Source organism: Terasakiella pusilla DSM 6293 (assembly GCF_000688235.1).
Classification (GTDB): domain Bacteria; phylum Pseudomonadota; class Alphaproteobacteria; order Rhodospirillales; family Terasakiellaceae; genus Terasakiella; species Terasakiella pusilla.
Genome location: NZ_JHYO01000061.1, coordinates 1 through 3814 on the forward strand (window position 1 = coordinate 1; position 3814 = coordinate 3814).

General features: G+C 46.8%; 3 protein-coding genes. 1 reads left to right on the forward strand and 2 read right to left on the reverse strand.

From position 1 onward, the window contains the following. Positions 1–137: 137 nt before the first annotated feature. Entirely contained in the window at positions 138–392 is a 255-nt protein-coding gene (locus Q397_RS0119875; RefSeq protein WP_028880877.1) for a hypothetical protein, read from the forward strand. Positions 393–440: 48 nt separating this feature from the next. Here Q397_RS0119875 and Q397_RS0119880 read toward each other — a convergent pair whose 3' ends face one another. Together Q397_RS0119880 and Q397_RS25605 are read right to left on the reverse strand one after the other, a co-directional pair. After that, positions 441–3347, reverse strand: coding sequence for a type I restriction endonuclease subunit R (locus tag Q397_RS0119880; RefSeq protein WP_028880878.1), 2907 nt, complete (start codon positions 3345–3347; stop codon positions 441–443). Further along, positions 3348–3755 carry a restriction endonuclease subunit S gene (locus Q397_RS25605; RefSeq protein WP_156950820.1) on the reverse strand — a complete coding sequence of 136 codons (408 nt, stop codon included), beginning with the start codon at positions 3753–3755 and terminating at the stop codon, positions 3348–3350. It lies immediately after the preceding gene. Positions 3756–3814: the final 59 nt, after the last annotated feature.

Below are 3814 nucleotides of genomic sequence, written 5' to 3' on the forward strand. Positions count from 1 at the left end.
TCTGACTTACGCTACGCTCCAGTCGCCACATCAGGACGACAATAATAGCCAGAAACTAACATAGCGGTTGGACCACCAAAGTGGGGCACGTCATTAAGAGGTCATCCCACCTTTCGAAAACTGCTAGTGTAGAAGGAATGGATTATCAACTAGACTGGCAAAAAGACGATGTATTGCTAAGTGAACCTATTTGGGATCCTGATTGGATTACCTGCCGAGTAAAAACAGATGATTGGGCAATGATGTTTCATTGCAATTTAGTGAGCGATGGCTTTTTGACGGAGTTCCAAGGGGATGAGAAAGCAGCAAAAGACTGGCTGGATAATCTGAAAGCACAGAAAACGGCCATGCCTAACAATGTCCTTGTAAATGGTCGTAGTGGATTACACTGACTAGTTGGTAAACGGGGCTTAGGCCCCGTTTTTCTTTTATGTACGGTGTTAATAGTATTGCTTGATATAACCGTACCCCCGATCAAATAGATCTTGATCTTTGATCTTGTATTTGACGTAGATAACTTGCCGCAGAGCTTTTTGTACCTCGCGTTCACCGGCCTTTGTGGATTGCCAGCCATCAAATCGAACTAGCCTGACGATTTCGTCAATATCGTTTACGATGCGTTCGACGACCACGGGCGTTTCACCGGTCTTTGTTTCACTGAATAAATCCGTAAGCGCAGCTTTCGCCCGGTCCTTTTCTTCTTCGGTATTGACGTCTTGTTCTGCACGGACAACTTCGCGAGCAAGATCGAGGAGTTCTTTCAAGAAATCGATGGAGTGCAGGAGGCCTTGTTCATGGCGTTCTTTAATCTTCTCCAACCGTTCACCGAGGGCAACGAACTTTGGATTGCCCATGTGTTTTCTTAAACGGGCAACAAGTTTGATTTCAACTTCCTTCGTTTTCTTCTCAGGGTCTTTGTCCGACAATAGGCCTTCCAGAACATCGGCATCCATTACCAGCGTTTCGATGTCGTCTCGGATGGTATCAACATGGATGTTGTCGTGGACCAAATTGATCGTTTTAGCCCCCAGTGCGTGCCATAACAGTTTTCCGTTACCGCTTGGTGGTTTGACCGATTCATAGACCTGTGTGAGCCATTTATAGTCGGTATAGAAGGGTTTCAGTACAGGATCAGGTGACAACGCCTCCCAAAGCCGGGATAGTACCGAATAATCAGCTGCGAAAGCGTCACGAGCATCATTATTCGGCAAGCAGTCTTGTGCAGCAATCAGACCCTCATAGCCACCGACGGTACGATCAACACCGGGGAAATGGCTTAAGCATAGCCCCATCAGACGTTCTATCTCGCCTTTGAGTTCTTCAAGGTTGGTAACAACCTTTTGCACAGCCTTTTCATCAAAATCCAGTGCACCGGCAACATCGTCAAAGATACCAAGATAATCCACGATCAGGCCATGTTCCTTACCGGGATATTTTCTGTTTGTACGGCAGATGGCTTGGAGAAGGTTGTGGTCCTTCATCGGCTTGTCAAGATACATCACCTGCAAAATTGGAGCGTCGAAACCAGTCAGCAGTTTGGATGTCACAATGATGAACTTTAACGGATCGGACGGATCACGGAACCGATCCAGTAGCTTTTCTTCGTCATCCTTACTGAGTTTATATTCAGCAAATTCGTCTGTCTTACCGCCTTGCGTGTGCATGACGATGGCGCTCGCTTCGGGTCCCATCAGGGTGTCAAGTACCTTCTTATAGAGTACACAGCATTCACGGTCGAAGGTCACCACCTGTGCCTTAAATCCATTTGGTGCTACTTTGTCTTGGAAATGGCGGACAATATGTTCGCAGATGCTTTGAACACGGTCCGGTGCCTTTACTAGTACAGCCATTTTTGCAGCACGCTTGGCCAGATCATCGCGATCTTGTTCACTGAGGTTGCCGGTAATGGCGGCATAGGCCTCGTCAATGGCCGCTCGGTCAATTCGGAGCTTTACATCCACTGCTTCGAAATGGAGCGGCAGTGTGGCTTTGTCTCGGATAGAATCTTGGAATGAATAGCGGCTCATATAACCACTTTCATCTTCTTCTGCACCGAAGGCCCAGAACGTATTACGATCCCGTTTGTTGATCGGCGTACCGGTCAGGCCAAAGAAGAATGCGTTGGGCAGTGCATTACGCATCTGGCGACCCAAATCGCCTTCTTGGGTACGGTGCGCTTCATCCACCAGCAAAATGATGTTGGAGCGGTCATTCAACTGACCATCAGCTTCACCGAATTTGTGAATCGTTGTGATAATGATTTTACGGGTATCGGCTTCCAGAAGTGTTTGTAGCTCACTACGTTTACCCGCCCCAATCATGTTAGGAATATCGGCGGCATTGAAAGTCGCGGTGATTTGAGCATCAAGGTCGATACGATCCACGACAATCATCACCGTGGGGTTCTCAAGGTCATGGTGCATTCGCAGCTTCTGTGCAGCAAACACCATTAGGAGCGATTTACCAGAGCCTTGGAAGTGCCAGATCAGGCCCTTTTTCGGTTGTCCGGCAAGAACACGATTCACAATCTTATTGGCCGCTTCATATTGTTGGTAACGACAAATGATCTTGATGCGGCGGTGTTTCTTGTCTGTTGCTGTCAGTGTGAAGTTTTGAAGGATGTCGAGGATAATCTCTGGGCGTAACATGGAACGTACGGTGCGCTTTACATCCAGTAATGTCCCTTCCTGTTTGTTGTCTTCTTCATGCCAAGGCCCCCACATATCAACCGGCATGCGGATGCTGCCATAGCGATAACATTTACCCTCGGTCGAAAATGAAAAGACGTTTGGTACAAACATCTGTGGGACGGTTTGCTCGTAGGCATCGTGAATATCGCTGGCACCGTCTACCCATGTAACTGCTGGGCGTACCGGTGTCTTGGCCTCACCAATGACCAGAGGGAAGCCATTGATGAGCAGGACAATATCAAATCGTTTACCACCTTCGACGGTGGGGTAAACCCATTGGCTTGTGATGATATAGTCGTTCTTGGTTAGGTCGCCAAAATTAATCAACCGCACCGGCGTATGTTCACCATTTTCACCAAAGGGCATGGTTTTCTCACCACGCAGCCATTCGGTGAATAACTCATTGCTACGAACAAGACCTTCACCACGAACTGACATGGGCAATGTGCGGAGCTTGTAAATCACTTCATCTGCTCGTTCATGGTCCTCTGCAATTTCCGGGTTCAATCGGATTAGCGTCTCACGAACATGCTGTTCGACGAATACTTCACTATGTTGACGAGGAAGATCGTCAGCATGAACAAACTTCCAAAGGAACGATCCGTCACTCAGGGTGTCCAAAACCATCTGCTCGACAGTGTTTTCCTCATTAAACATTTACGCCCCCCAAATGTTGTTAAGGTATTTGGCTTTCATTGTTTCGATATTCTTGGCGTGTATTCTTATTTTTTCTTTTTTAGTTGTTATCTTTTCGATTTGATTAACGATCTCATTCTGCTCAGCTATTGTTAACAAAGGAATTTTCAGTTTTTTGAATTCTCCAACATTAAAGTGCGTTTGCGCTGTTCCAGCAATGCCTTTCCTAGTTTGTCTTTTCGCAATACTCGAATTGATGAAATGGCACATAAAATACGATGAAATACTTGAAGATGGGGTCGCAACAATTAAATCGATTGCGTTAAAGCCGGATTCATTCGCTGTTATAACAGCAGCATCACCGGGGCGACCCGTTCTAATTACAACAATATCATTTGACGTGCCCCACTTTGGTGGTCCAACCGCTATGTTAGTTTCTGGCTATTATTGTCGTCCTGATGTGGCGACTGGAGCGTAGCGTAAGTCAG